This window comes from Micromonospora sp. WMMA1996, from assembly GCF_002573675.1.
GTDB lineage: Bacteria > Actinomycetota > Actinomycetes > Mycobacteriales > Micromonosporaceae > Micromonospora > Micromonospora sediminicola.
This window is the reverse complement of record NZ_PDHU01000003.1, coordinates 48,629-72,927: the sequence shown is the minus strand read 5'-3', so window position 1 is coordinate 72,927 and position 24,299 is coordinate 48,629. Positions and strand designations below refer to the sequence as shown.

Sequence of the window (24,299 nt, the reverse complement as noted above, 5' to 3'; positions counted from 1 at the left end):
ATCCGTGCGGTCCGACGTCTCATGGGGGAGGAAGCATGTTGGGAATCAAACGCCTGGGCCTGCTGGCCGCGCTGGTGGTCGTGGGGCTGGCGCCCGCCGCCGCGGCGCAGGCCGCGGCGCAGCCGTCGACGCAGGACACCCAGTATCTGCAGGCGGTGCACCAGGTCAACCTGTTCGAGATCACCGCCGGTAACCTGGCCCAGCAGAAGGGCCAGAACCAGCAGGTCAAGGACCTGGGCAAGATGTTCGTCACGGACCACACCCAGCTGGACCAGACGGTGCAGTCGACCGCCCAGCAGCTGAACGTGCAGCTGCCGGCCGACCCCACCGCCGACCAGCAGAAGGTCCTCGACAAGCTGAACAACCTCAGCGGGGCCGAGTTCGACAAGGCGTGGGTGACCGCCCAGCTGGCCGGCCACGTCCAGGCCATCCAGGCCACCCAGACGGAGATCTCGCAGGGCTCCGAGCAGTCGGTGGTGCAGATCGCCCAGGACGCGCTGCCGGTCCTCCAGGCGCACTACGACGCGTTGGTGGCCCTGGCCCAGACCCTGGGCATCCCGGTTCCGCAGACCAGCGCCAGCGGCACGCCCAGCCCGGGCGGCACCACGTCGCCGGCGCCGGGTGGTGGCGGCACCGAGTCGCCGGCTCCGGGCGGCACCGAGACCGAGGAGCCCGCCCCGGGCACCGAGTCCCCGGCGCCCGCGCAGAGCTGACGCACCGCACGAAACAGGTCGGCCGGCCCGTCCCCACCAGGGGCGGGCCGGCCGCCGCCGGTCTCAGTCGGCGTTGGCCAGCCCGATCGCGAACGCCTCCTCCAGGTCGTGCTGCGAGTAGGCGCGGAACGCGATGTGCGACTCGGTGTTCAGCACGCCGGGCACCTTGGAGATGCTGCCGGCGATGACCTGGGCGATCTGCTCGAACTCCCGGACCCGGACCATGGCGATCAGGTCGACGTGCCCGGCCACCGAGTAGACCTCGCTGACGCCGGGCAGGTTGGCCAGGGTCTCGGCCACCTCGGGGATGGAGTCGGTGGCGCAGTCGATCAGCACGATCGCGGTGATCACGGGACGTTTCTCCGTTCGTCGGCGACGAGGCCCATGCTAGAGCCCGGCGCGGTCACCGCGCGGCCGGGACGGTCAGGTCGGCGCCGGCCCGGACCACGCGATCGAGGCGTTCCCCGGCGGCGACGGTCGCGCCCGGCCAGATCACCGACCGGTCGACCGTGCCGTGGACCCGGGCGCCGGCGCCCACCACCGAGCGGGTGACCCGGCCGTCCACGGTGGCGGACGGGTCGACCAGCCCGTCCGGGCCGGCGGCGTGCAGGTTGGCGGCCAGGTAGTCGGCCGGCGTGCCGGTGTCGTAGAAGGTGCCCCGGTAGGGGACCACGGTCAGCGCGCCAGCCGCCTCCGCCGGCCGCCACACCGCCCGGACCAGGTCGCCGAACGTGGCCGGCAGGTCCCGGACCATCCGCCAGGGCAGGAGCGAGAAACCGACGAAGCGGTGCCCGTCGAAGGTGCCGGGGGCGGCCGGGTCGTCCGCCGGCTGTCCGAGCAGGCGTACGCTCCGCCCGTCCCAGCCGTCCAGCAGCGCGGCCACGTCCGGGCCGGGTGGGGTCTCCGGGTCGGCCAGGTAGGCGTCGGCGTTGCCGACGAGCACGCCCCGCCCGGCGATCCAGTCCCGCAGCCGCCCCAGCCCGCCGGCGGTGCCCAGTGGGTCGCCGGGCTCGACCGACAGGTGCGCCCGGTCACCCACCCGGGCCACCACCTGGTCGCCCAGGTAGCAGGCGTTCACCGCGACCCGGTCCGGGCCGGTCAGGCCGAGGCCGGCCAACCGTGCCAGGGCCCGGTCGAGCAGCGGCACGTTGCCGACCGGGCAGAGCGCCTTGGGCACCCGCTCGGTGAGCGGGCGCAGTCGGGTGCCCTCACCCGCCGCCAGCACGACCGCGCACACCTCGACCCCGGACGCCGTCGGACCGGATCCCGTCGGGCCGGACGGCGCGGCCGCCGGTGGGCTCACGCGGCCGGTGGCGTCGCCGGCGGGACCTCGCCGGCGCGCGGACCGATGCCGTAGTAGCCGAGCAGGTTGGCGGTGGCGCGGCTGAGCCGGGGCAGGTCGTCCAGCGGATGCCAGGCGGCCTCGAAGACCTCGGCCCCGTCGACCGCCAGCTCGGTGCGCGACGCCGGCACCTCCGCCTCGAACACCACGTCGACCCAGCCCTTGGCGTGCACGACCGCGTTCGGCACGGCCGGCCGGAGCGCGTCGGGGGAGAGGCGGACGCCGGACTCCTCGTACAGCTCCCGGGCGGCGCCGACCACGGGCGCCTCACCGCGTTGCAGCAGACCGGCCGGCAGGGTCCAGCTGTGGCCGGGCGGCTGGCGCAGCAGCAGGATCCGCCCGGCGCCGGTGGCCTCCGTGTCCCGGACCAGCGTGACCGCCCCCACGATGTACTTCGGCACGGCCAACCGCACCAGTCGCCGCCGCAGCGGGACCGGAAGCCGGTAGAAGAGCTGGTAGCCGAGGGCCCGTCCGGTGGCACGCGCGCGGGGGATCATGCGTCCAGGCTAGTGGCCGCCGGGCGGACGCGGGCGAACGACCTCCGCCCTACTGCCGGTGGTCGACCAGGTCGATCAGTTGCTGGACCACCGTGTCCGGCTCGACCGTGCGGTCGAAGACCGCCACCAGCAGCGTCTCCAGGTCGGGGTAGCCCAACTCCTCGGAGAGCCGCAGCAGCGGCAGGTCGCTGGCCAGGCCCCGGTTGTGCTTGCGCAGCGCCAGCCCGATGGAGGCGCGGCCGAGGCGGACCTTGTCGGCGATCGAGATGCCCGGCTCGGTGTGCTCGGCGAACCAGCGGTTGATCTGCATCTGGGCGTGCGGGGACTTGACGAAGCCCAGCCACTCCCGGCGCGGGCCCCGCGGGGCCACGTCCACCTCGAAGCCGCTCTCCGCGTCGCTCTCGGTGAAGATCTCCACCACGTCGCCCTCCTCCAGCTCGGAGGAGAGCGGGGCCAACCGGCCGTTGATCCGCGCGGCCAGACAGTGGTCGCCGCGCTCGGTGCCCAGCTCGTACGCGAGGTCGACCGGGGTGGCCCCGGCCGGCAGCACCACCTGGCGACCGTCGGCGACCACCTGGATCTGCGCCTCGGCCAGGTCGCACCGCAGCGACGCCATGAACTGGGTCGGGTCGACCGTGTCCTGCTCCCAGTCGAGCACCCGGCGCAGCCAGGCCAACTCGTCGGCCCGGTCGGCGGCCCGGCCCGCGGCCCGGGGGAAGCGGTAGTGGGCGGCCACGCCGTACTCCGCGGAACGGTGCATCTCGCTGGTGCGGATCAGCACCTCCACGGTGCGGTCCTGCGGGCCGCACACGCTGGTGTGCAGCGAGCGGTAGAGGTTGTTCTTCGGGGAGGCGATGAAGTCCTTGAACCGGCCCGGCACCGGCCGCCAGAGGCCGTGCACGGCGCCGAGCGCGGCATAGCAGTCGGTCGGTGGGCCGTCCACCACGATCGCGATGCGCGGCAGGTCGTACGGGGCGGCGTGGTCGCCGGCGACCGTGTCCTTCCAGATCGAGTAGAGGTGTCGCGGCCGGGGGGACACCTCGGCGTCCACCCGGTTGCGGCGCAACGCGGCCCGGGTCCGGGCCACCACGTCGCCCAGGTAGGCGTCCCAGCCCGGCCGGTCGTGCACGAACCGCTCGATCCGCGCGTGCTCGTCGGGTTGGAGGTGCAGCAGCACCACGTCGTCCAGCTCCCGTTTGAGGGTCTGGATGCCCAGCCGGTCGCAGAGCGGGACCAGCACCTCCTGCGTCTTACGGGCGATCCGCTCCCGCGAGGCGGCCGAGCGGACGCCGAGGGTGCGCATGTTGTGCAGCCGGTCGGCCAGCTTGATGACCAGGACCCGGACGTCCTTGCCGGCCGCCACGATCATCTTGCGGACGGTCTCCGCCTCGGCGGCCTTGCCGTAGAACGCCTTGTCGAACTTGGTCACGCCGTCGACCAGGTGGGCCACCTCGCGGCCGAAGTCCTCCTGGAGCGCCTGGAGCGTGTAGCGGGTGTCCTCCACGGTGTCGTGCAGCAGCGCGGCGACCAGGGTGGTGGTGTCCATGCCGAGGTCGGCGCAGATCTGCGCCACCGCGAGGGGGTGGGTGATGTAGGGCTCGCCGCTCTTGCGGAACTGGCCGCGGTGCATGTTCTCGGCGATCGTGTAGGCCCGACGCAGCACCGAGGCGTCGGCGCTGGGGTGGATCCCGCGGTGGGTGCGGACCAGGGCGGTGACCGGGTCGCCGTCGGTGGTGGGCCAGGTGAGCAGGGAGCGCAGGCGGCGGGTGAGCGGCAGCTCGCCCTGGGTCGGAAGGGCGCCGCCCAGGGCGGCGCCGTGTCCGGCGTCGACGTCCACCTGGGACACCTCCTCACCCCGACCCTCGACCGCCGGGACCGGCGACCGGGAGCAGGCCCGCGAATCGGGCAGGTCTGCACTTCTTTAACAGACTAAGGGAGTCGACGTAGTCCGATCGGACACTTGGTCATGAGCGTTCGGTCGAGAGTTGGTGGGACCCGCCGTTCTCCGCCTTCGCCAGCAGGTCACGGAACCGCCCCGCGCCGCCCACCGGGGAGGCCCATCCGTCGGTCGCCTCGACGAGCCGGGTCTCCGGTCGCTCCAACCAGGACAGGATCCGTTCGGTCTCCTCGGCGGTGGCCGCCGGCACCGGCCCGTGCCCGGGCAGCACCGTCTCGGCGGTGGCCCGGATCGCGGCGATCGTCGGTCGCGGGTGGACACCCGGCGGGGACACCCCGGCCCCGGCCAGCCGGCCGTGCCGGACCAGCGCCAGCTCCCAGCCGCCCCGGGCGGCCGGTCGGGCGGCGGCCAGCTCGGCGATGCCGGTCAGCGCGGCCAGCCGCTGCATCCGGACCGCCGCGCGCAGCACCGCGACCAGCCGGCCCCGCGCCACCGCGGCCTCCTCGTAGCGCTGGGCCGCGGACAGCACCTCGATCCGGGCGAGCAGGGCCTCGACCACCACCCCGGGGTCGTCGCGCGTGGCGGTGCGGAACGGGGTGGCCGCGCGGTGCTCGTACTCCTCCGGGGTGATCTTGTGCTCGCAGGGCGCCGGGCAGCGACCCAGCTCGGCCAGCGCGCAGGCCGGCATGGTGGTGCGCCGGGAGAGCCGGTGGGTGCACTGGCGCAGCGGCACCGCGTCGTGGAAGCCGGCGGCGGCCAGCTCGGCCGCCTGCCGGGACCGGAACGGGCCGAGGTAGGCCGAGTCGGTGGGCGCGAGGTCGCGCACGATCGACAACCGGGGGTACGCCTCGTCGGTGAGCTTCAGCCACACCTGGCGCTCGGGATACTTCGACCGGCGATTGTACGGCGGCGCGTGCGCCGCGATCAGCCGTAGCTCGCGGACCTCCGCCTCCAGCGAGTGGGCGCACTCGACCGCCTCCACCCGCTCGGCGGCGGCCAGCATCTCGGAGATCCGGGCCCGCTTCTCCGCCGCGGTGAAGTAGCTGCGGACCCGGGTGGCGATGTCGCCGGAGGTGCCCACGTAGAGCGGCCGGTCGTCGGCGGCCCGGAAGATGTAGACCCCGGGGACCTTCGGCAGCCCCTCGGCCAGGTGCCGTTTGCGCCGCTGGGTGGGGGTGACCGCGCGGGCGAACTCGATCGCCTCGCCGACGGTGTCCACCCGGTGCCCACCGAGGCGGCCGATCAGCCCGTGCAGCACGTCGACGGTGGCCTTGGCGTCGTCCAGCGCCCGGTGGGTGGGCTGGGTGGCGGTGCGGAAGTAGGCCGCGAGGGTGCCCAGCTTGCGGTTGGGCACCTCGTCGCGGGTGAGCACCCGCCGGGCCAGCGCGGCGGTGTCCAGCACCCGGGGGTTGGGCCACGCGTAGCCGTGCTTGGCGCAGGCGGCCTTGAGGAAGCCGACGTCGTAGGGGGCGTTGTGGGCGACCAGCACGGCGTCGGTGACGAACTCCAGGAAGCTCGGCAACACCTGCTCGATCGGCGGGGCGGGCAGCAGCATCGCCTGGGTGATGCCGGTCAGCACGGTGATGAACGGCGGGATCGGCACCCCGGGGTTGACCAGTGTGGCGAGCACGCCCAGCTCCTCGCCGCCACGGACCTTCACCGCGCCGATCTCGGTGATCCCCCCGCCGTCCGGCGCACCGCCGGTGGTCTCCAGGTCGACCACCACGAAGGTGGTCGCGTAGAGCGGCAACGCGGGGTCGACCCCGCTGCCCGCCGCCCGGTCCAGACCGGCCAACGCCTCCTGGACGTACTCCGCTCGCGTCACCCGCCGGACGGTAACGGCACGGTCCGACACTCCGGTCACTCCGGCCCCTTCCGTTACCACGGGGGTACGATGAGAGATCGGCTCACTCACCGGGCGGTGGGCCCGTTCGGGGTGGGAGACTTGCCACATGCCCCTCACCGAGCCGCACGACGACCGCACCTCCCCGGAGGAGCCGGTGGTCGGTGCGCCCGGAGCCGGTGAGGAACCGTCGACCACGGTCGAGCCCGAGCCCACTCTCCCCGAGCCGGTCCGCCAGCGGATCGTCACGCTGACCGCCGCCGTGCTGCCCGGCCTGCCCGCCGACGAGGTGCCGGTGCCGCTGCGCCGGGTCGCCAAGTTCGCCCCGAACCGCCGGGCCCGGCTCGGCGCCCCGGTGATCGCCGCCCAGCTCACCGCTGACCCGCTGTTCCGGCAGCGGGTCACCGCCCGGGTGCTGGCCGACGCCGGCGACCTCGGCGCGGCCGTGGTGGAGGGCACCGCGCCGGCCGCGGCCGACCCGGTCGAGGTGGCCGCCCTGGCCTACCTGGCCCGACCCAGGGGTTGGCGGGAACTCATCGACGCCAGCGGCGAGGCGGTACGCGCCGAGGCGGACAGCGCGGTCGTGGCCGAGCTGGTGCGGGAGGCCGAACAGCGGGCCACCCGGGCCGAGCACGACCGGGCGGTGGCCCGGGTCGAGGCCGACAAGCTGCGCGACGAGCTGGCCCGGGTCCGGGAGGAACTGGGCCAGCTCCGCGAGGAGGCGCGCCAGTTGGCCCGTACCCTGCGGGAGACCCAGGCCCGGGAGCGCAAGGCCACCGAACTGCTGGCCACCGAGCGCGGCCGGGCGGCCCGCGCGGCGGCCGACGCGGACGCCGAGCTGCGCCGCGCCCGGGCCCGGCTGGCCGAGGCGGAGGCCGCCGCCGGCGTGGCCCGGGCCAGCGCCAAGGAGGCCCGCTCCGTCGACGACGCCCGGTTGTGGCTGCTGCTGGAGACGATCGGTCAGGCCGCGGTCGGGCTGCGCCGGGAGCTGGCGCTCGACCCGGTCGACACGCTGCCGGCCGACTTCGTCGCCGACGCGTTCGCCGACCAGCCGGGAGCCGCGCCGGCCGGCGCCGCGACCCGGGCCCGCGACACGGACGACCCGGCCCGCCTCGACCAGCTCCTCGCCCTGCCCCGGGCACACCTGGTGGTGGACGGCTACAACGTCACCAAACGCGGCTTCGGCGAGATGTCGCTGGAGCAGCAGCGCAAGCGACTGATCACCGGCCTGGGCGGGATCGCCGCGCAGACCGGGGACGAGGTCACCGTCGTCTTCGACGGGGCCGAGCGGATCCACGGCCTGCCCCCGGCGCCGCGCGGCGTACGCGTGCTCTTCTCCCGCAAGGGGGAGACCGCCGACGAGCTGATCCGGCGGCTGGTCCGCGCCGAGCCGGCCGGCCGCCCGGTGGTGGTGGTCTCCTCGGACCGGGAGGTCGCCGACGGGGTCCGCCGCCACGGCGCGTACCCGCTCGGGGCCGACTCCCTGCTGCGCCGCCTCGCCCGCTCCTGACCCCACTCGGCGGCGGCGTTCCGATCGCGCCACTTCGGCGTACTGGTGGCCGGATGATCGTTTTCGAGGTGGGTGCTGCCTCGTTGTCCGGTTCTGTCATACCCGAGGCATAGCCTTTCGGTGACCGACGGTGGTGGTCCCTTCCCCGACCGCCACCGGCGACCCGTCAGGAGGCGTTGATGCTCATCGACTGCGACACCTGCGGCATCCGCGGCGCCGGCTGCTCCGGCTGTCTGGTGACCGCGCTGCTCGACCCCGACTCGCCGGCGGCCGACCTGGGCCCCGCCGAGCACCGGGCGATCGAGGTGTTCGCCCGGGCCGGCTTCGACGTGCAGGTGCTGCCGTCCGCGCCGGCCCCGGCGCCCCGCCGCTCCGCCCGCCGCCGCCGCGTCGCCTGACCACCGCCTGCCTCCGGGTGGCCCGACCCCCGCGCCCGGACTCTCCCCGTCCATCGGCCCGGCTCGCTGAGTCCGTCGCGTTCCAGGCCGGCCGGGCGGGCGCTCCGGGTTGAGCCCGTGACGGCCGGCCCCCGGGCTGACTCCGTCGGCCTCCCGGGTCCGGCGCCCGAGCACTGACCGCGGCCCGCGGCCCACGGCCCGCGGCCCACGGCCCGCGGCCCACGGCCCACGGCCCGCGGCCCACGGCCCACGGCCCGCGGCCCGCGGCCGGGCGGACCACTGTCGACCTCGCGCCACCGCGCCGTCGGGCGTATACGCGCGGCTGTCAACTCCGACGTGGCTGCACGTGCTGCTACCGCCGCTGCCGGCTTGAGGCGACGATCGCCCATTGTGAGGTCTGTCCTGCCGGCCGGCCCGGGCTTAGCCCGCCACGGGTCCGCTCCGCTGCTGTCGCGTGGCTGTCCCCTCCGGCGTGATCCCGAACCTCGATTCCCTTGGGCGTGTCGCGCCGGCCAGGCGCATGCGTCAGGAGCGATATGACTCCTGGTCATAAATATGACTCAGAGGCATATCGCTCTCGGGCCCTGCCTTCCGCCGCCCGCGCATGCGACCCGCCCACGCATGCCGCCACGCCGCGCCGTGGAGCGCCCGTCGCCCAGCGCCTGTCGTTCGGAAACTGCTGCCGCGCCGGTGGCTCGGGCGCCTGTCGTCCGGAGCCGTTGCCCGCGCCGGTCGCCCCCACCTGCGCCGGTCACCCACCACCCACGCCGGTCATCCACCACCCGCGCCGGTCACTCGGGGCCGGGCCGCCTGTCAACGCTCCGCGCGGGGCGGGTGTGACCGGGCGGGGCGGGCGGCGGCGGTGGGCGGTCGGGCACCGCAGCGGATCCGCGAGGATCGGGCAATAGGATGGGCGGTCACGGTGGAGGGGAGCGGCATGACGCGGACGGGTCGCGACGGCGGGGTGGGCTGGTGACCCCGCGCGGTTGGGCGGTGCTGAGCCTGGCCGGGCTGGCGGTCGCGCTGGTCGTGGCCGTCGTGCTGCTGGTGCCGTGGGGCCGGCCGCCGGCTCCCCGGGCGGACCAGCTCGCCGCGTTGCGGTCGCTCCCGGTCGACCAGGTCGCCCGGGGTCGGGCGTTCCACGACGCGTTGCGTCCGGCCGGCTGGTCGGCGCTCGCGGTCGGGCTGGTGGTGGCGCTGCTGCTCGGACTCACCCCGCTGGGTGGGCGCCTGGTCGAGCTGGCCGGCCGGCCCTTCGGCGGCCACTGGGTCGCGCAGGCCGTGCTCGGTGGGCTGGCCGTCATGTTCCTCGCCGACCTGCTCACGCTGCCCTTCTCGGCCTGGCGTCGCACCGTGCTGGTCCGCTACGGGCTGAGCACCCAGGGCTGGGGCGGCTGGGCGGTCGACCTGCTCAAGTCGTACGCGGTCAGCGCGGTCATCGGGGCGCTGGTGCTGCTCGGCTTCTACACGGTGGTGCGGCTTGCCCCCCGCTGGTGGTGGGCGTTCGGCGCGGCCGGCGCCGCCGCCCTGGTGGTCGTGCTGTCGTTCGTGCTGCCGGTGCTGGTCGAGCCGGTCTTCAACCGGTTCACCCCGATGGAGCCGGGCCCGCTGCGTACGGAGTTGACCAGCATGGCGGCCCGGGACGGGGTCCCGGTGCGCGACGTGCTGGTCGCCGATGCCTCCCGACGGACCCGGGCGGTCAACGCCTACGTCTCCGGGCTCGGACCGACCCGGCGGGTCGTGGTCTACGACACCCTGCTGCGCGAGGCCGAGCCGGCGGAGGTGACCAGCGTGGTCGCGCACGAGCTGGGGCACGCGAAGGACCGGGACGTCTGGACCGGCACCGTGCTCGGCGCGCTCGGCGCCGCCGCCGCGGTGGTGGCCCTCTACCTGGTCGGCTCGTGGACGCCGCTGTTGCGGCTGGCCGGCGTCGACTCCATCGCCCAGCCCCGCGCGTTCCCGCTGCTGATCGCGTTGGTCACGGTGGCCGGTCTGCTCGCCACCCCGGTGCAGGCGCTGGTCTCCCGTCGGGTGGAGGCCCGCGCCGACGCGCACGCGCTGGCGCTCACCGGCGACCCGACGACGTTCGAGGCGATGCAGCGTCGCCTGGCCGGGGTCAACCTGTCCGACCCCGACCCGCCGCGCTGGGAGTACCTGTGGTCGGCGTCCCACCCGTCCACCGTGGAGCGGATGGCCGCCGCCCGCGCCTACGCCAGGGAGACCGGCCGATGAGCCGCACCTTGCTGATCACCAACGACTTTCCGCCCCGCCCCGGCGGCATCCAGTCCTTCGTGCACAACCTGGCCGTACGCCAGCCCGCCGGGTCGGTGGTGGTCTACGCGTCGAGCTGGCGCGGCGCGGAGAAGTTCGACGCCGACCAGCCGTTCGAGGTGGTCCGTGAACGCACCAAGGTGCTGCTGCCCACCCCGCTGGTGGCGCGGCGGGCGGCCCGGCTGGCCCGGGCGTACGACTGCGACACGGTGTGGTTCGGCGCGGCGGCCCCGCTGGGGCTGCTGGCGTCCGGGCTGCGTCGGCGGGCCGGGATCCGCCGGGCGGTGGCGCTGACCCACGGGCACGAGGTCGGCTGGGCCGCGCTGCCCGGCGCCCGCGCCGCGCTGCGCCGCATCGGCCGGGGCGTGGACGTGACCACCTACCTCGGCGAGTACACCCGGGTCCGGCTGGCCCGGGCGCTGGACGGGCTCACCGAGCTGCGCCGGCTCGCGCCCGGCGTGGACGTGGACACCTACCACCCGGGCGTGGACGGCGGGCAGGTCCGGCTGCGGCTGGGGCTCGCCGACCGGCCGGTGGTGGTGTGCGTGTCGCGGCTGGTGCCGCGCAAGGGGCAGGACATGCTGATCCGGGCGTTGCCCGAGATCCGCCAGCGGGTGCCGGACGCCGCGCTGCTGGTCGTCGGCGGCGGGCCCTACCGGGCGACGTTGGAGAAGCTGGCCCGACAGGTCGGGGTGGAGCGGGACGTGGTCTTCACCGGCTCGGTGCCCACCGCCGAGCTGCCCGCGCACTACGCGGCCGGTGACGTCTACGCGATGCCCTGCCGCACCCGCAACCGGGGACTGGACGTGGAGGGCCTCGGCATCGTCTACCTGGAGGCGAGCGCGACCGGGCTGCCGGTGGTGGCCGGTGACTCCGGCGGCGCGCCGGACGCCGTCCGCGACGGGGAGACCGGGTACGTGGTCCGGGGCCGGGACGTGGCCCAGCTCGCCGACCGGGTGTCCGCCCTGCTCGCCGACCGCGACCTGGCGCAACAGTTCGGCGCGGCCGGACGCGCCTGGGTGGAGCGGGAGTGGCGCTGGGAGACCCAGGCCGAGCGGATGGCCGCCCTGCTCGCCGGCTGACCCCTCATGCGCCCGCCCCGTCCGAGTGCCCGCCCCCGAGCGCGCCGCCCGCCCGCCCCCGAGCGCGCCGCCCGCGGGGCGGGCCGGGCGGGCGGTGCTCCGGGCGGGCGGCGCGGGTCCGGTGGTGACGCTCAGACCCGCAGCGCGGCCCGCTCGGCCGCGGGCGACGGCGCCGTGGCCACCCGCCGACGGGACAGCCGCCCCGGCCACCAGGTACGCGCGCCCAGGTCCAGGGTCAGCGCCGGGATCAGCAGGCTGCGCACCAGGAGCGTGTCGAGCAGGATGCCGACCGCCACGATCACCCCCATCTGCACCGACGGCACCAGCGGCAGCACCAGCAGGGCGCCGAAGGTGGCCGCCAGCACCACCCCGGCGCTGGTGATCACGCCGCCGGTGACGGTGAGCGCCCGCAGCGTCCCGAGGCGGTGCCCGATCGACGCGGTCTCCTCCCGCGCGCGGGTCATCAGGAAGATCGTGTAGTCGACGCCGAGGGCGACCAGGAACAGGAACGCCTGCAGCGGCACCCCGACGAACAGCCGTGGGTGGCCCATCAGGTCCAGCAGCAGCCCGGCCGCGCCCATCGCCGCCGCGTACGACAGCACCACGCTCGCCATCAGCAGCAGCGGCGCGACCAGCGCGCGCAGCAGGAGCACCAGGATCACCAGGACGACGGCGAGCACCAGCGGGATGACCACCCGGTTGTCCCGGTCCACCGTGCGCCGCTCGTCGAGCAGCGTGGCGGTGCGCCCCCCGACCAGCGCCTGCGCGTCGGGCACCGCGTGCACTTCGGTCCGCAGCCGGCTCACGGTGTCCCGGGCCGGGGCGCTGTCCGGAGCGGCGGCGAGCACCGCGGTGACGCGTACCCATCGGCCGTCGGCGGACCGCTGCGGGCCGCCCACCTCCGCGACGCCCGGCACCGCGCGGACCGCGTCCACCACCCGGTCGGCCGCGCCGGCGGCGGCCAGCACCTCGACCGGCGCGGTCGACCCGCCCGGGTAGTGGGCGGCGACCAGCCGCTGGCCGGTGACCGAGCCGACCTCGGTGGTGAAGGACTCGTCGTCGGGCAGGCCGAGGGCGAGGTTGCCGATCCCGAGGGTCAGCGCGACCAGGGCCGCGGCGGTGCCCACCCAGACCAGGCGCGGCCGGCGACCGACCAGGCCGGCGAGCCGCCGCCACACCCCGTGGTCGGCGGTGCGGTCCCGCTCGTCCGCGCCGGGGGTGTGGCGCGGCACGAACGGCCAGAACAGCCACCGGCCGCACAGGACGAGCACCGCCGGCAGCAACGTGGTCATCGCCAGCAGCGCGGCCACGATGCCGACCGCGCCGACCGGGCCCAGGCCGCGGGTGGCGGGCAGGTCCGCCGCGACGAGGCAGAGCAGGCCGAGCGCGACGGTCGCCGCGGAGGCGCAGACCGCACCGTACGACCGACGCAGCGCGACCGCCATCGCGGCGTGCCGGTCGGCGTGCCGGCGCAGCTCCTCCCGGTAGCGGGCGATGAGCAGCAGGGCGTAGTCCACGCCGACGCCGAAGACCAGCACGGTGAGGATGGTCTGGCTCTGGAAGTCCACGGCCAGACCGGCGTGCCGGGCCAGCAGGTAGACGGTGGCGCCGGCGAGCTGGTTGGCGACGCCCACCGCGAGCAGCGGCACCAGCCACAGCACCGGGCTGCGGTAGGTGACCAGCAGGAGCAGGGCGACGGTGACGGCGGTGGCCAGCAGCAACGCGCCGTCCATCCCGTCGAACGCGTCCCAGATGTCGCTCTCGGCGGCCGCGTCGCCGGTCAGCGCGGTCCGCAGCCCCGGCACGCCCTCGGCGAGGCGGTCCTTCATGGCGCTCACCGCGTCGGCGCGCCGCTGCTCGTCGGCGGTGACCGGCAGCGAGAACAGCAGCGCCCGGCCGTCCGCGCTCGGCACCGGAGGGGAGACCACGCCGCCGTCGGCGTACCCGGCGAAGGCCGTCCGGTCGGCGTCGACCCGGGCCCGGTCGGCGGCGGTGAGGCCGGTGTCGCGGACGTAGACGGCGACGGCCAGCTGCCGGCGGGACTCGGGGAAGGCGGCCTCGGCCCGCTGCGCGGCGCGGCTGCTCTCGACGCCGGGCGGCAACGCGCCGAGCGTCGAGTTGTCCTGCGTCTCGCCCAGCTTCAGCGCGAGCGGCCCGGCGACCGCGAGCAGCACCAGCCAGAGCACGAGGACGGCGTACTTGCCGCGGCGGCCGGCGGGCAGCCCGGCCATTCGGTGCGGGGACATCGGGTTTCCTCTCACTCGTGCCCGACGCGGATTGCGGGCCCTGTCTGCGATCCTTCGGCTCGGCGGCCCGCCGGTCAGGGGTGCCGCCCCGACTCCACGGGTGGTGCCAGCACCACCGGATCCGCGGCGGTGGTGCCGGAGAATGAGGTCCGTGGACGCATCGGTGCGCGTACTGCTTCGGACCTGGCTGCGGCCCGGCGCGGTGACCGCCGCCCAGGGGCTGCTGATCGCGCTGCTGTCGTTGACCACGCACGTGGCCCTGTTCGTGCTGTCGCTGGCCGCGCTGGTGCTGATCCCGGCGTTCGGCGTCGGCTTCGCCCTCTTCCCGGTGGTCACCGCCGGGGTACGGGTCTGCGCCGGGCTGCACCGCCGGCTGGCCGGGTGGGGCGGCGTCGGGATGGCCACGCCGTACCTGCCGGCGCCGGCCGGCGCGCAGTTCGGCACGTGGCGGCGGTTCCGCTGGGTGGTGGCCGACCCGGCGACCTGGCGGGACCTGGCCTGGCTGCTGCCCGGCGCGGTCACCGGCGCGGTGTGCCTGGCCGCGTTCGCCCTCCCGCTGTACGGCCTGGAGGGGATGGTCGGCGTCCCGCTGGTGCTGCACACCTTCGACGTCTGGTACGGCTACGGCCCGTTCTGGCCGGTCGACAACCTGGTGGAGGCGCTGCTCTGCTTCCCGCTCGGCGCGTTGCTGCTGGCCGTCGGCGTGGCGGCCGGTCGCTGGCTGGTCTGGCTGCACGTGACGTTCGCCGGGTTCTTCCTGCCGCCGACGCGCAGCGCCGAGCTGGCCCTGCGGGTGCGGCAGTTGACCGTCACCCGGGCCGAGACGGTGGACGCGCAGGCCGCCGAGCTGCGTCGGATCGAACGGGACCTGCACGACGGCGCGCAGGCCCGGCTGGTCGCGCTGAGCATGAGCATCGGCCTGGCCGAGCAACTGGTGCGGGACGACCCGGAGGCGGTCCGTCGGCTGCTCGCCGAGGCCCGGGAGACCAGCGGGCAGGCGCTGGCCGAGCTGCGCGGGCTGGTGCGCGGCATCCACCCGCCGGTGCTCGCCGAGCGGGGCCTGCCCGGCGCGGTACGGGCGCTGGCGCTGGCCGTGCCGCTGCCGGTGGACGTCACCGTCGAGCTGCCCGGCCGGCCGGCGGCCCCGGTCGAGTCGGCCGCGTACTTCGCGGTGGCCGAGGCGCTGGCGAACGTGGGCAAGCACAGCGGGGCGACCCGCGCCTGGGTGGAGCTGCGGCACGGCGGCGGACGGCTGTCGGTGGTGGTCGGTGACGACGGCCGGGGCGGCGCGGAGGCGGCGGCGGGCGGCGGGTTGGCCGGGACGGGGCGTCGGCTGGCCGCGTTCGATGGGACGATGACGGTGACCAGTCCGGTGGGTGGGCCCACCGTCATCAGCATGGAGCTGCCGTGCGAGTTGTCATCGCCGAGGACCTCGCCCTCCTCCGGGACGGGCTGACCCGGATCCTGGAGGCGTTCGGCTGCCAGGTGGTGGCGGCCGTCGACAACGGACCGTCGGTGCTGCCGGCGCTGACCGCGCACCGGCCGGACGTCGCGGTCATCGACGTCCGGTTGCCGCCGACGTTCACCGACGAGGGGTTGCAGGCGGCGGTGCGGGCCCGCGCCGAGCTGCCCGGGCTGCCGGTGCTGGTGCTGTCCCAGCACGTCGAGCAGCTCTACGCCCGGGAGCTGCTCGCCGACCGGCGCGGCGGGGTCGGCTACCTGCTCAAGGACCGGGTGTCGCACGTGGACCAGTTCGTCGACGCGGTGCGCCGGGTCGCCGCCGGCGGCACCGTGATGGACCCGGAGGTGGTCGCGCAGCTGCTGGCCCGCCGGGCCGGCGCGGAGCCGCTCGACGAGCTGACCCCGCGGGAGCGGGAGGTGCTCGGCCTGATGGCCGAGGGCCGGTCGAACGCGGCCGTCGCCGCCCGGCTGTTCGTCACCGAGAAGGCCGTCGACAAGCACATCAACAGCATCTTCAGCAAGCTGCGGATGCCGCCGTCCGGCGACGACAACCGGCGGGTGCTGGCCGTCCTGGCCTACCTGGACGGGGCGGACACCCGACGCCTCCCGAGCTGACCGCGCCGCGGCGTGGCGTGGGGCCCCGCACCCTCACGTGTTAAGCGGGGGCCCCTCCTATACCGCAGGCGTTAAGAGGGGGCCCTTCCTTACGCGGCGGGCGCGTGGCTGAGGTGCTGCACGGCCGGTCCCGGGCGGCCGAAGTGCCAGCCCTGCCCGGCGTCGCAGCCGATCGCGCGCAGGCGGTCCGCCTGGTGCGCCGTCTCCACCCCCTCGGCGGTGACGGTGAGGCCGAGCGCGTGCGCCAGCGAGACCAGCGAGCCGAGGATCCGCTCGTCGGTACGGCCACCCGGGTCACCGGCCGGGGCCCGCAGCCCGGTCACGAACTCACCGGCCACCTTCAGCTCGTCGACCGGCAGGTCCCGCAGGTACGCGAGGTTGCAGTAGCCGGTGCCGAAGTCGTCGATCGCCACCCGGACACCGAGGTCGCCCAGCACCCGCAGCGCCCGCACCGGCTCGACCACCGTGCTCATCATGGTGCTCTCGGTGATCTCCAGTTGCAGCCGCTCCGGCGCCAGGCCGGTGCGGCCGAGCACGCCTCGCACCTCCGGCACGAGATCGGCCCGGTGCAGTTGGCGGACGGCCAGGTTGACGCTGACGAACGGGGCGGCGCCGTCCGTCGCCGGCCAGGTGCCCGCCTCGCGGCACGCCTCGGCCAGCACCCAGCTGCCGAGCCGGACGATCAGGCCGGTCTCCTCGGCCAGCGGGATGAAGCTGTCCGGCCGGAGCACACCCAGCTCCGGGTGGCGCCAGCGCACCAGCGCCTCCATGCCGAGCACCCGGCCGTCGCGCAGCGACGTGAGCGGCTGGTAGTCGAGGTAGAACTCGCCCCGGTCCAACGCGGCGGGGATCGCCGCGGAGAGCGCGTACCGGGCCAGCTCGCGGCGGTTGCGGTCGGCGTCGAACAACGACCAGCGCGCCCCGCCGGCGGCCTTGGCCCAGTGCAGCGTGCTGTCCGCCGCGCGCATCAGCTCCATCGGGGAGGTGCCGGCCACGGGCCGTTCCACGATGCCGATGCTGGCCGACACGGTCAGCTCGTGCCCGTCGACCAGCGCCGGCTCCCGCACCGCGGCCAGCGCCGCCTCGGCCACCTTGACCGCGTCGTCGGTGCCGGCGGTGCGTTCCACCAGGACGACGAACTCGTCGCCGCCCAGGCGGGCCACCAGGTGCTCGCCGAGCGCCCGGCGCAGCCGCCGGGCCACCGCGACCAGCAGCGAGTCGCCGACCTGGTGGCCGAGCGAGTCGTTGACCACCTTGAAGCGGTCCAGGTCGAGGAAGCAGACGCCGACCCGGTCGGCGCCCCGGCCCGGGGTGCTGATCGCGGCGGTCAGCCGCTCGGTGAACAGCGTCCGGTTGGGCAGGTCGGTCAGCGGGTCGTGGGTGGCCTGGTGCCGGAACCGGGCCTCGCTGTCCCGCAGCGCCCGTTCGGCGTGGGCCCGGGCCATCATCGCGGCGCGGCGGATCGACTCCTGCTCGTCGAGCGTTCGGTCGCGCAGCGCGCGGGCGTACCCGGTGGCGACGGTGGCGAGCAGCCGGGCCATCCGATCCTCGACGTCGTCGACGACCAGGTCGAGGTCGCGGACCAGGCGCAGCTGGATCACCTCGACGGTGCGGCCCAACCCCTCGGCGGAGGCGATGTGCGACTGCACCAGCTCCGCGCCCACCTGCTGGCCGATCCGCAGGTCGAACGGGTCGGCCCGCAGCGCCTGGGCGAGCCGCTCGGTGAGCCGCTGGAGCACGTCCTCCAGCTGCGCCTGGGTCATCGGCAGGTAGCTGGTGCCGGAGACCGCCTTGGCCCAGGCCCGGGCGAAGACGCTGGGACGGTGGCGGCCGGCGGTGGCGGCCACGTCGTCAGCCACCGAGCCGCCCGACCCCGCCCATGAAGACCGCCCGCTCGGCGTTCTCCGCCTGGTCGGGGGCGTCCGGACGCCACTGCGGCACCCACACCACGCCCGGGTCGACCAGCTCGAAGCCGTCGAAGAGCGCGGTCAGCTCGGCCCGGCCGCGGATGAACAGCTGGCTGTCGGTGCGCCGGTAGACCCGTTCGGCCTCGGCCCGCTCGCCGGTGCCGTCCCGGCCGTCGTCGCTGGCCTGGGAGAGCACCAGGTGGCTGCCGGGGGCCAGCGCCGCGCGCAGCGTCCGCAGGATCTCCTCCGGGCGGTCGGCGTCGGGGACGAAGTGCAGCACCGCCACGATCATCACCGCGACCGGCTGGGAGAAGTCGAGCAGCCGGTTGACGGCCGGGTGGCCCAGGATCGCCTCCGGGTCGCGCAGGTCCTCGCGCACCACCGCGGCTCGCTCGTTGCCGGCCAGGATCTCCTGGCTGTGCGCCACCGCGACCGGGTCCACGTCGACGTAGACCACCCGGGACTCCGGGTCGATCCGCTGGGCGATCTCGTGCACGTTGCCCACGGTCGGGATGCCGGAGCCGATGTCCAGGAACTGGCGTACGCCGGCCTCGGCGAGGTAGTGCACCGCCCGGCGCAGGAACGCCCGGTTGGCCTGGGCCATCAGCGGGGCCTCCGGCACCGCCTCCACCATCGCCCGGGCGGCGGCCCGGTCGGCCGCGAAGTTGTGCGAGCCGCCGAGGTAGTAGTCGTACATGCGGGCCACGCTGGGGCGCTCGATGTCGATGGTCTCGGGTGCCCAGTCCGGCCGCTGCATGTCCCTGCCCCTTGGGTGTCGGCGACGCGCGGCCGTCACCGCCGCGCGGATCACCCGGGTATTCTGCCTGCCCGCCGTCGTACTGCAAAGACCGCCGTCGCTACGCGTCCGGCCCTTCACCGTACGCGGTCACGTGCGCCCGGAATGCCGGAGAGGCCCGCGTCCGGCATGCGGACTCAGGCCTCTCCGGCGACGGCGTCAGAACTTCGGCGCGTCCGGGGCCTCCAGCAGCCCCAGCCGCAGCGCGGTCATCAGCGCCTGGGCGCGGTTGGCCGCGCCCAGCTTCTCGTAGAGCTTGGAGATGTGGGTCTTGGCGGTCGACTCGCTGACGAAGAGCTGCTTGGCGATGCCGGCGACGCTCATGCCGTCGGCGAGCAGCCGCAGCACCTGGCCCTCGCGCGGGGACAGCTGCGGGCCGGACGGGGCGAGCCGGCGCTTCATCGCCTCGGCCAGGTCGGCCGCGGTGAACGCGCTGGGGGAGGAGGCGGCGTGCCGGGCGGCGGCCACCACCTCGTCGGCCGGCGCGGTCTTCGGCACGAACGCGCTGGCACCCGCCTCCAGGGCGCCGAAGAGCTGGTCGTCGCCGGCGTACATGGTGAGCACGACGATGCCCATCGACGCGCTGGACTTGCGCAGCGCGCGGGTCGCCTCCAGACCGCTGCCGTCGGGGAGGCGCAGGTCCATGATCACCACGTCCGGCTGGAGCGCGCCGGCCTGGCGCACGCCCTCCGCGGCCGTGGCGGCCTCGCCCACGACCTCGAACTGCCGGTCCCTCTCGAAGGCGTGCCGCAGACCCTTGCGGATCAGGTCGTGATCGTCGACAAGGAGAACCTTGGTACGGGTGGCCGGTGTCGGGCTAGTGGTCATCCTCGGGTTACTCCCCTTCTGCTGCTGCGGCGCTGCCGCGCACCTTATCGCGCCGGGGCGACGAGCCGAGTACCACCGCCACGGTCGTGCCGCTGGGTTGCCGCGGCCTGATCTCCAACCGGCCTCGGATACGTTCCGCCCTCTCCGCCATGATCGCAAGACCATAGTGCCCCTCGGGGCGCTGGTCACCGATGCCGTGACCGTCATCCGACACTTCGATTCGGGCGTACGGGGGATCCACCTCACACGTGACCCAGAGGTTCGACGCGCCGGCGTGCTTGCGGGCGTTGGTCACCGCCTCCTGCGCGATGCGCAGCAACTCGGCCTCGGTGGCGGCCGGCAGCCGGGCGGTGGACTCGTCCAGCGACAGGTTCACCCGCAGGCCGCCGGCCGCGCCGACGGTGCGCGCGTACTCGGCGATGGCCGCGGCCAGGCCGCCGTGCCGGTCCACCTCGCTGCGCAGCTCGAACAGGCTGAGCCGCAGCTCGGTGATCACCCGGGTGACCTCGTGGCGCAGCGTGCGCAGCGACTCGGCGGTCTCCTCGGCGTCGTCGTGCACGGTGGCCAGGGCGTTGTCGATGCCGTAGCCGACCATGACCAGTTCCTGGGCGACCCCGTCGTGGATCTCCCGGGCCAGTCGCTGCCGCTCCTCGTTGGTGGCCAGCGAGCGCACCTCGTCGAAGAGCAGGGCGGCCTCCAGCCGCAGCGCGGCCGGGCCGGTCAGCGCGGTCACCCGGGACACCACCGGCGGCGGGTACGCGGCGGCGGTGTCCGCCTCGACCACCACCAGGCCGACCGTGCGCACGCCGGCGACCAGCGGCACGATCAGCGCGGAGACCTCGCCGGAGCGCCGGGACCGGGCCTGCGAGCGGGCCGAGACGGTCGGCTGCTGGCTGGCCCAGGCGTCGGCGATGGCCGAGTCGGCGTCGAGCGTCGTCTCCCAGTCGACCCGGTCCGCGCCGATCTGGGCGAGCACGACCAGCCGGCCGCCGCCGCTGGCGGAGAGCACCGCGCCGCGGTCGGTCTTCGCCACCACCCGCAGCTCCTCCAGCAGGTGCTCGGAGATGCCGCCCGGGTCCAGGGTGGCGCCGGGCAGCTGGCGGGCGACCGTCCGCAGCTGGGTGAGCAGGCGGGTGGCCTCGGCGTACGGCTGGGGCTTGCCGGCGTTGCGGACCCGGATCACGCGTTGCAGGGTGCCGGCGGTGTAGAGGCCGAGGCCGGCCAGGATCAGCCACTGGGCGCAGACCGCGAGGTAGCCGAGCTGGCCGAGCTGCGGCTCGCCGCCCACCTCGGTGAACGCGGCGCTGGCCAGCAGCGTGGCCGCCGCCACGGCGAGCAGCGCGGCGCCCTCGGAGAACCGGCGGCGCAGCGCGGTCACGGTGACCGGCACGGCGAGGTAGGGCAGCACGGCCGAGGCGCCCAGCCCACCGGTGACGCCGGTGAGCTGGGTGTCGGCGGCGACCTGGCTGGCGGCCAGGCCGAGCACCACGACCTCGGCGAAGCGGCTGATCGGGGCGAGCAGCCGGTGCTGCGGCGCCAGCACGGCGGGCAGGCCGGCGACGCCGAGCAGGGCGATCCACCAGAGCTGGCTGGCGTCGCGGGTGGCGAACAGGGTCAGGGCGGCGACCAGCGCGAGGAGGACCGCGCGGGCCGCGACCGCGAGGGGCTGCGTCTGCGGCTGGCCGGATGTGGAGGCGGGCACCTGACGGATGGTAGTCAGCGCTGGTAGATCTCCGCGATCTCCGTGGCGTACGTCTTGTGCACGACCTGTCGCTTGACCTTCAGCGAGGGGGTCAGCTCGCCGGTCGTCTCGGTGAAGTCCTGGGGCAGGATCCGGAACACCTTGATCGCCTCGGCCTTGGAGACGGACAGGTTGGCCTGGTCGACCGCGCTCTGCACCTCGGCCCGCAACGCCTCGTCCTCGCGCAGCTCGGCCGCGGTGGTGGTCTCCGGGCGCCCGTGCGCGGCCAGCCACTTCGGCAGCGCCTCCTCGTCGATGGTGACCAGCGCCGAGATGAACGGCTGCCGGTCGCCGACGACCACGCACTGGCTGACGAGCGGATGCGCCCGGACCTGGTCCTCCAGCACCGCGGGGGCGACGTTCTTGCCGCCCGCGGTCACGATGATCTCCTTCTTGCGGCCGGTGATGCTCAGGTAGCCGTCCTCGTCGAGCTGGCCCAGGTCGCCGGTGCGGAACCAGCCGTCGGTGGTCAGCGCCTCGGCGGTGGCCGCCTCGTTGTGCCAGTAGCCCCGGAAGACGATGTCGCCGGAGATCAGGATCTCGCCGTCGTCGTCGATCCGGATGGTCACGCCGGGCAGCGGCCGGCCGACCGTGCCGATCCGGGTGCCGGTGGGCAGGTTGGCGGCGGCGGCCGGCGAGGTCTCGGTGAGGCCGTACCCCTCGCAGATGGTCACCCCGACGCCGCGGAAGAAGTGCCCGAGCCGGGCGCCGAGCGGCGCTCCACCGGAGATGGCGTTGCGGCAGCGGCCGCCCATGGCGGCGCGCAGCTTGCCGTAGACCAGCTTGTCGAACAGGGTGTGCTGGGCCCGCAGCGCCAGGCCCGGGCCGCCCGGGGTCTCCAGCGCCTCGCTCCAGGCGATGGCGACCTTCTCCGCCCGGTCGAAGATCTTGCCCTTGCCGTCGGCCTCGGCCTTCTGCCGCGCGCCGTTGTAGACCTTCTCGAAGACCCGGGGTACGGAGAGCACGAACGTCGGCTTGAACTCCTGCAGCTCGCCGACCAGGTCCTTGGTGTCGGCGCAGTGCGCCATGGTGGCCCGGGCCTGCACCACGCCGACCTGGATCAGCCGGGCGAACGCGTGCGCGAGCGGCAGGAAGAGCAGGGTGGAGGCGCCCTGGCGGAACAGGTTGGGCAGCACCGGCACCGCGTTGGCGATGTCGGCGTAGATGTTGCGGTGGGTCAGCACGCAGCCCTTCGGCCGGCCGGTGGTGCCGCTGGTGTAGATGATCGTGGCGACGTCGTCGGCCTTGAGCATCGACCGGCGGACCTCGATCTCGGCCGGGTCCACCGAGGCGCCGGCCGCGACCAGGTCGTCGACCGCGCCCAGCTCGATCTGCCAGACCTCGCGCAGCTCGGGCAGCCGGTCCCGGACGCCGGCGACCAGGGTGGCGTGCGCGGTGCTCTCCACCACCACGGCCACGGCGCCGGAGTCGCCGAGGATCCAGGCGGCCTGCTCGGCGCTGGAGGTCTCGTAGATCGGCACGGTGACCGCGCCGGCGGCCCAGATGGCGTAGTCGAACAGCGTCCACTCGTAGCGGGTGCGGCTCATCAGGGCGACCCGGTCGCCGGGGGAGACGCCGGCCGCGACCAGGCCCCGCGCCACCGCGACCACCTCGTCGCGGAACTGCCGGCAGGTCACCTCGGACCGGGACGCGGTCCCCGCGTCACCGATCTGGCGGACGAACTGCACGGTGTCCGGGGCGACCTCGGCGTTTTCCCAGACCGGGTCGGTCAGGTTGGCCGCGTCGCCGACGGTGACGATCGGCGGAACGGAGAACTCGCGCACCTGCACTCCCTCGTGCTCGCACCGGCGGGGGCCGGCCTGGTCGGCTAGTCGAAACCTACCCGCCCGCCCCGGTGGGTCGGCCAGGGAGGTTGCCCGCCCGGCTGGTGGGACACCCGGCGGGCGGGTGGAGCGGCGCGGTCGGGCCGGTGGCCGGGTAGCCTCCCCCCATGGCGGACACCTCCACCCAGTCGATCATCATCGGCGCCGCACCGGACCGGGTGGCGGCGGTCATCTGCGACTTCCCCCGCTACCCGGAGTGGGCCGAGGCGGTGCGGCAGGCCGAGGTGGTCGAGGAGTACGAGGACGGCTACGCCAGCCAGGTCCGGTTCACGCTGGACGCGGGCGTGCTGGCCGACGAGTACGTGCTGGCCTACGAGTACGCCGAGGACATCTCCCGGATCGAGTGGCACCTGGTCGCGCCGTCGAAGATGCAGCGGTCCCAGCGCGGCTCGTACGACCTGGTCGGCAATCCGGACGGGACGACCACGGTGACCTACACGCTCGAGGTGGAGCTGTCCGTGGCGATGCTCGGCATGTTCCGCCGCAAGGCCGAGAAAATGATCATGGATGCCGCGTTGAAGCAGCTCAAGCGCCGGGTAGAAGCACCCGGTGCGGCGCACTGACCCGACCGTCGTCCCGGTTGCCACGCTGGAGGAGCCGAACCATGGGCACCACTGATCCGGGTTCGGCCCGGGAAGAGGCCGAGCGCCTCGTCGCCACGCTGCTGGCCTCCGCCGCCCCCGGTTCGGGCCCGTGGGGTCCGCTCGGTGGGATCCTCTCCGGTGTCCTCGGTCACACCCCGGGCGGCGCCGGCCCGGGGCGCGCCTCGTCGCACGCCTCGGCCCCGGCGGCCGGTGGCGCCGGTTTCGCCACCGGTTCCCCGGAATGCTGCGTCTGCCCGGTCTGTCGCGGGATCGCGGCGTTGCGTGACCCGAGTCCCGAATTCGCCGAGCGGCTGGCCACCGGCGCCGGCGACCTGGCCGCCGGGGTGGCCAGCCTGCTGCGGGCGTTCGCCCCGGCCGAACCGGCCGAACCGGCCACCCCGGGCGGTGCCGCTCCCGGCGAACCCGGGGACCACGTGTGGCGCGAGGCGACCCGTACCGGGCATGATTCTCAGCCGGCACCCGAGCAGGACGTCTGGTCCGCCGCCACCCGGGGGGCGGACGCTTCCGACCCGGGTGCCTCGTCGCAACCGCCCGCCGACGCCGCCGGGCCGGACGAGCCGGCGTCGAGCCGGCCGCCGGCCGGCCAACCCGTGGTGCCCGCCTCGCGGGCGTCCGGCGAGGTGGGCGCGGACGCATCAGGCGACGGGGCCTGACCACCGGACATCCCGGGACCGCAACGGCCGGTTCGGCCGGTGCCGGGGCA

The 24,299-nt window shown here is 75.0% G+C and carries 20 protein-coding genes; 9 read left to right on the top strand and 11 right to left on the bottom strand.

Features of this window, described 5'->3' with window-relative positions; translation table 11 throughout:
* Window positions 1-35 precede the first annotated feature (35 nt).
* Complete coding sequence (locus tag COO58_RS19950) at window positions 36-713, top strand: DUF4142 domain-containing protein (RefSeq protein ID WP_091573209.1); 678 nt, start codon at window positions 36-38, stop codon at window positions 711-713.
* Between the two features lie 63 nt (window positions 714-776).
* On the opposite strand, the gene COO58_RS19945 is transcribed toward COO58_RS19950, so the two are convergent.
* From COO58_RS19945 to COO58_RS19925, 5 genes are all read right to left on the bottom strand, one after another.
* Window positions 777-1,064 carry an Lrp/AsnC family transcriptional regulator gene (locus tag COO58_RS19945; RefSeq protein ID WP_013287689.1) on the bottom strand — a complete coding sequence of 96 codons (288 nt, stop codon included), beginning with the start codon at window positions 1,062-1,064 and terminating at the stop codon, window positions 777-779.
* Between the two features lie 52 nt (window positions 1,065-1,116).
* Window positions 1,117-1,938 (bottom strand): NTP transferase domain-containing protein, encoded by an 822-nt coding sequence (locus COO58_RS19940; RefSeq protein ID WP_255292724.1) that lies wholly within the window; start codon window positions 1,936-1,938, stop codon window positions 1,117-1,119.
* A gap of 74 nt (window positions 1,939-2,012) precedes the next feature.
* A complete protein-coding gene (locus COO58_RS19935; RefSeq protein WP_098746719.1) occupies window positions 2,013-2,552 on the bottom strand; it encodes an NUDIX hydrolase in 540 nt (179 codons plus the stop codon).
* Between the two features lie 49 nt (window positions 2,553-2,601).
* Entirely contained in the window at window positions 2,602-4,389 is a 1,788-nt protein-coding gene (locus COO58_RS19930; protein ID WP_098747312.1) for a bifunctional (p)ppGpp synthetase/guanosine-3',5'-bis(diphosphate) 3'-pyrophosphohydrolase, read from the bottom strand.
* 127 nt (window positions 4,390-4,516) lie between these two features.
* Window positions 4,517-6,274, bottom strand: coding sequence for a DEDD exonuclease domain-containing protein (locus tag COO58_RS19925; protein ID WP_098746718.1), 1,758 nt, complete (start codon window positions 6,272-6,274; stop codon window positions 4,517-4,519).
* A gap of 127 nt (window positions 6,275-6,401) precedes the next feature.
* On the opposite strand from COO58_RS19925, the gene COO58_RS19920 reads away from it, so the two are divergent.
* The 4 genes from COO58_RS19920 to COO58_RS19905 all read left to right on the top strand — a co-directional run bounded on the left by COO58_RS19920 (window position 6,402) and on the right by COO58_RS19905 (window position 11,553).
* On the top strand, window positions 6,402-7,802 hold the full coding sequence (locus COO58_RS19920) for an NYN domain-containing protein (protein ID WP_098746716.1): 1,401 nt from the start codon (window positions 6,402-6,404) through the stop codon (window positions 7,800-7,802).
* Between the two features lie 179 nt (window positions 7,803-7,981).
* Entirely contained in the window at window positions 7,982-8,200 is a 219-nt protein-coding gene (locus tag COO58_RS19915) for a hypothetical protein (RefSeq protein WP_098746714.1), read from the top strand.
* Between the two features lie 972 nt (window positions 8,201-9,172).
* Window positions 9,173-10,432, top strand: a complete 1,260-nt coding sequence (locus COO58_RS19910; RefSeq protein WP_091573215.1) for a M48 family metallopeptidase — start codon at window positions 9,173-9,175, stop codon at window positions 10,430-10,432.
* Complete coding sequence (locus COO58_RS19905; RefSeq protein WP_098746712.1) at window positions 10,429-11,553, top strand: glycosyltransferase family 4 protein; 1,125 nt, start codon at window positions 10,429-10,431, stop codon at window positions 11,551-11,553. Before COO58_RS19910 ends, COO58_RS19905 begins: the two co-directional genes overlap by 4 nt.
* Window positions 11,554-11,684: 131 nt before the next feature.
* On the opposite strand, the gene COO58_RS19900 is transcribed toward COO58_RS19905, so the two are convergent.
* Window positions 11,685-13,799: an MMPL family transporter gene (locus COO58_RS19900; RefSeq protein WP_098746710.1), complete on the bottom strand. Its 2,115-nt coding sequence runs from the start codon at window positions 13,797-13,799 to the stop codon at window positions 11,685-11,687.
* Between the two features lie 163 nt (window positions 13,800-13,962).
* Between COO58_RS19900 and COO58_RS19895 the strand changes: the two genes are divergently transcribed.
* Both COO58_RS19895 and COO58_RS19890 read left to right on the top strand, forming a co-directional pair.
* On the top strand, window positions 13,963-15,255 hold the full coding sequence (locus tag COO58_RS19895; protein WP_255292723.1) for a sensor histidine kinase: 1,293 nt from the start codon (window positions 13,963-13,965) through the stop codon (window positions 15,253-15,255).
* Window positions 15,207-15,875, top strand: coding sequence for a response regulator transcription factor (locus tag COO58_RS19890; protein ID WP_091573219.1), 669 nt, complete (start codon window positions 15,207-15,209; stop codon window positions 15,873-15,875). The genes COO58_RS19895 and COO58_RS19890 overlap by 49 nt, the downstream gene beginning before the upstream one ends.
* Window positions 15,876-15,964: 89 nt before the next feature.
* Here COO58_RS19890 and COO58_RS19885 read toward each other — a convergent pair whose 3' ends face one another.
* From COO58_RS19885 to COO58_RS19865, 5 genes are all read right to left on the bottom strand, one after another.
* Window positions 15,965-17,638 (bottom strand): bifunctional diguanylate cyclase/phosphodiesterase, encoded by a 1,674-nt coding sequence (locus COO58_RS19885; RefSeq protein WP_255292755.1) that lies wholly within the window; start codon window positions 17,636-17,638, stop codon window positions 15,965-15,967.
* A gap of 88 nt (window positions 17,639-17,726) precedes the next feature.
* Entirely contained in the window at window positions 17,727-18,539 is an 813-nt protein-coding gene (locus COO58_RS19880) for an SAM-dependent methyltransferase (protein WP_098746707.1), read from the bottom strand.
* Between the two features lie 198 nt (window positions 18,540-18,737).
* A complete protein-coding gene (locus tag COO58_RS19875; RefSeq protein WP_007072219.1) occupies window positions 18,738-19,406 on the bottom strand; it encodes a response regulator transcription factor in 669 nt (222 codons plus the stop codon).
* A 7-nt stretch (window positions 19,407-19,413) separates the two neighbouring features.
* Window positions 19,414-21,108 (bottom strand): GAF domain-containing sensor histidine kinase, encoded by a 1,695-nt coding sequence (locus tag COO58_RS19870; RefSeq protein ID WP_098746705.1) that lies wholly within the window; start codon window positions 21,106-21,108, stop codon window positions 19,414-19,416.
* A 14-nt stretch (window positions 21,109-21,122) separates the two neighbouring features.
* A complete protein-coding gene (locus tag COO58_RS19865) occupies window positions 21,123-22,931 on the bottom strand; it encodes a long-chain fatty acid--CoA ligase (protein ID WP_098747309.1) in 1,809 nt (602 codons plus the stop codon).
* Between the two features lie 167 nt (window positions 22,932-23,098).
* On the opposite strand from COO58_RS19865, the gene COO58_RS19860 reads away from it, so the two are divergent.
* Window positions 23,099-23,554 carry an SRPBCC family protein gene (locus COO58_RS19860; protein WP_091573222.1) on the top strand — a complete coding sequence of 152 codons (456 nt, stop codon included), beginning with the start codon at window positions 23,099-23,101 and terminating at the stop codon, window positions 23,552-23,554.
* Between the two features lie 41 nt (window positions 23,555-23,595).
* A complete protein-coding gene (locus COO58_RS19855; RefSeq protein ID WP_098746703.1) occupies window positions 23,596-24,249 on the top strand; it encodes a hypothetical protein in 654 nt (217 codons plus the stop codon).
* The last annotated feature ends 50 nt before the right edge of the window (window positions 24,250-24,299 follow it).